This window comes from Paenisporosarcina sp. P4_E4_2, assembly GCF_056401595.1.
In genome coordinates, this window is the sequence record NZ_JBFUJC010000361.1 from 1 (window position 1) to 3,101 (window position 3,101).

Genomic DNA, 3,101 nt, shown 5'->3' on the forward strand with positions numbered 1-3,101 from the left:
GTACGACGGTGAAAAAATTGAGGGGTTGCTCTCGGAACACCCTGCATTCAAAGGACTTATTCAGTCAAAAGCGGCTCTTTATGATTTGCAACATGACCCAAAAATAAAAGATGAGATGACTTTTATTTCCCCAGTCTCAGGTGAACGTATTGGTCTTTCCTTTTTGCAACCAAAAACGAAAGAGGACTTAATAAGAAGAAGAAAGATGATTGAACATTGGGCTAGGTATTCAGGTGGTGTCATGGGAAGAAGCCCAGATTATTTGAACACAGTTTTAATGAGCTTTGCCTCTTCGGTATCCTTTTTAAAAAATAAGGACAAATGTTTTCCGAATAATCTGCAAGCGTTTTATGAATTGGCTAGGGAAAATGACCTATCGTTTACACATACCTTTGTTTCACCACAAGTGAATCGTTCTGAAATCTACTTTGAAGATACCGATGAGCCACCAATCGCCGCAAAAGTTATTGATACAAATGAAGAAGGAATCATCATTAAAGGAGCCCGTCTTCTTGCTACGCAAGGTGGTTTAACAGATGAGTTATTAGTATTTAGTGTTGGTAAATTTCTATTTAATGAAGATGAAGCTTTTGCTTTTTCGATCCCTTCTAACACGAAAGGAATAAAGTTTATTTGTAGGGATTCATTCATCGGAGGACAATCTTCTTTTAATTATCCATTAAGCTCGCGATTCGAAGAAATGGATTCTATCGTTGTCTTTGACAATGTATTAGTACCTTGGAATAGGGTATTTTATTACAACAATGCGGAAGTAGCCGAAGAATTCCCAATTCAAAGCTCTTTCAATCCCTTTACTAAGCACCAAGTTTTGAATAGACAAATTGTAAAAATAGAGTTCGTCTTAGGCATTGCTGAGCTTCTTATCGAAACGATTAATATTAACGGGTATCAACATATTCAAGAAAAGATGTCAGAAATCATCATTGGTCTAGAAACGATGAAAGCCTTGTTAGAAAAATCGGAGAATAACGCAAAATTAGATGAATGGGGATATATGCGTCCAGATATTTTCCCGCTTCAAGTTGCCGGTAACATTTTCCCTAAAATTTATCCTCGTTTCACTGAAATTATCCAGTTAATCGGAGCTAGTGGAATGATTACATTGCCAACTGAAAAAGCATTTCATTCTATTATTAGAAATGACTTAGATATTTATCTTCAAGGAGCAAATAAGACCGCAGAGGAACGTGTAAAAATATTTCGTTTAGCTTGGGATCTAACAATGAGTTCATTCGGAACTAGACAAACCCAATATGAGCGATACTTTTTTGGTGACCCAATTCGATTATCAAGCGATTTATATAAGAAATATCCAAAAAATGAATATGTAGAGGCAATTAGTAATTTCTTAAATCTAAAATAAGAAGAAGAAGTTTAAATATTCCTTTTAGGATCAAAATAGAACGCTCAATCTTTTTATAGATTGAGCGTTCTGTTATTTTTTTCTGGGATTCCATGAACTTTTAACCATATTTTTTCCGATGATAAGGATGCATAAATAAATCGTATTGAATTCTACGTTCCTCATGAGATTTTCTTAAATAATTTATATCTGTTCCTCTTTCAAAAACCTCTCTTTTACTCCTTCTCATCAACTCGGTTTCTCCATCCGTATATAAGTAAACTTTTAGATTGAACAAATTGGGATCTGTAAAGGCCACGCTCATGCCTTCAACCTGCCCCTTTAGTTCAATAAGAAAAAAGGCTTTACCCCTTCTTGAGGTAAAGCACCCGTTAGTTGAACAAGACTTTTATGTGAAGTGAAAAAAAAGACGTCTAGTAGTATAGAACGTCTCTCTTTCAAAAATTATTTGGATAAGGGACTTAAATGCTCGTGAATTAAAAGCTAGATATCGGATTCTTTGACGAATCTACTCTTCTGTTTCATTCAATCTATGATTTATTTAGGTTTTACGTTTACATACACTTTACCAGCGGCTGTTTGACGAGATTCGTTTCCATAAGCATCTCTCATCACCACTTCGATCACAGCACCGYTGATCTTGTCTGTTGGTGCCTTCCAGGTACCAACATAGTGACCTTCTCCTTGTTCTGTTAATGGTATTTCAAMAGAAGTGGCGGTSGCRGTTGCATWGGCTGAAGGTACGYKGAYCRAGAAGAARCCAYTAATTCCTGGYTCACTWTCTAGTTCGAYGGTCAACGTYTTACCCSTTTTTATCACCACATTTTGAGCTGGTTTTAAGTTTTCRAYCGCAGGTGSATTAAACTTGGCGTAAACAGTGACTTCCTTGCTAGTTTCGTTTCCAGCACGGTCCTTTGCAGTGACAGTAAATTTATTTTCTCCATTATTGAGCAGTATATCTAGGGAATAGGAGCCATCTTCTGTGACATTCGCTTTTTGACCATTTATAGTGACTTCTGCTAGATATGGATCGGTCGCTTTTCCTTCGATCGTAACTGCTTGTTGATTCGTCTTGTTGCCTTCAGTAGGTTTGGTGRTGGTTAGTTCTGGTTTTGCTTGATCAAGGATGATCTTCACTGGCTCGGACGGATCCGTACTACCCAGATCTGTAGAAGAGGTAGCTGTCAGCATGTTTTCTCCGTTATGGAGAGTCACATCTACGGCGAAGGTGCCATCCTCTCTGGTTGGTGTGGTAGCCACTTCTTCGCCTTTATTGAAAAGATGAACTTGGGTAGTAGGTGAAGCTTTTCCTTCTACCGTGAAAGTAGATTGATTGGTGTAGGCTACATCTTTAGGCGTTGTGATCACTGGACTGATCGCGTTAAAGTCTACCCGTGCCCGAATCATAACGTTTCCGTATTTTTCAGGGGATGGGGACCAAAATCCGTTAACCATTTGCCAGCTATGACCTGCGTATGGACTGCTTGTATCAGTAGCGAGTGCTGGTATATATGGGTAGGGCTTTTGTTGGATATAGACCATATAGAAGTCGCCGTTTACTATGACTCCTTCGCTTGCCAGATCGACAACTGTCCATTCTCCATTACGCAGAGCAGTCGCATTTAATGGACCGGCCAATTTTTTACCAGGAGCACCATTCGGTCCACTTGCATCATAGATGGCAACCTGAATGGCTGTTCCCCCTGGAACCGGATAT

Annotated in this window: 1 protein-coding gene and 2 pseudogenes; 1 reads left to right on the forward strand and 2 read right to left on the reverse strand. The window is 38.8% G+C overall.

Annotation, left to right across the window (positions count from 1 at the left end; all coding sequences use genetic code 11):
* On the forward strand, positions 1-1,384 hold a 1,384-nt coding region (hpaB, locus tag AC1DSB_RS17095), incomplete at its 5' end, for a 4-hydroxyphenylacetate 3-monooxygenase, oxygenase component (RefSeq protein ID WP_477587188.1).
* Between the two features lie 100 nt (positions 1,385-1,484).
* Here hpaB and AC1DSB_RS17100 read toward each other — a convergent pair.
* Together AC1DSB_RS17100 and AC1DSB_RS17105 are read right to left on the reverse strand one after the other, a co-directional pair.
* Positions 1,485-1,697: pseudogene (locus AC1DSB_RS17100) on the reverse strand (phosphoribulokinase); the annotation flags it as partial.
* 224 nt (positions 1,698-1,921) lie between these two features.
* Positions 1,922-3,101, reverse strand: a pseudogene (locus tag AC1DSB_RS17105) (peptidase S8); the annotation flags it as partial.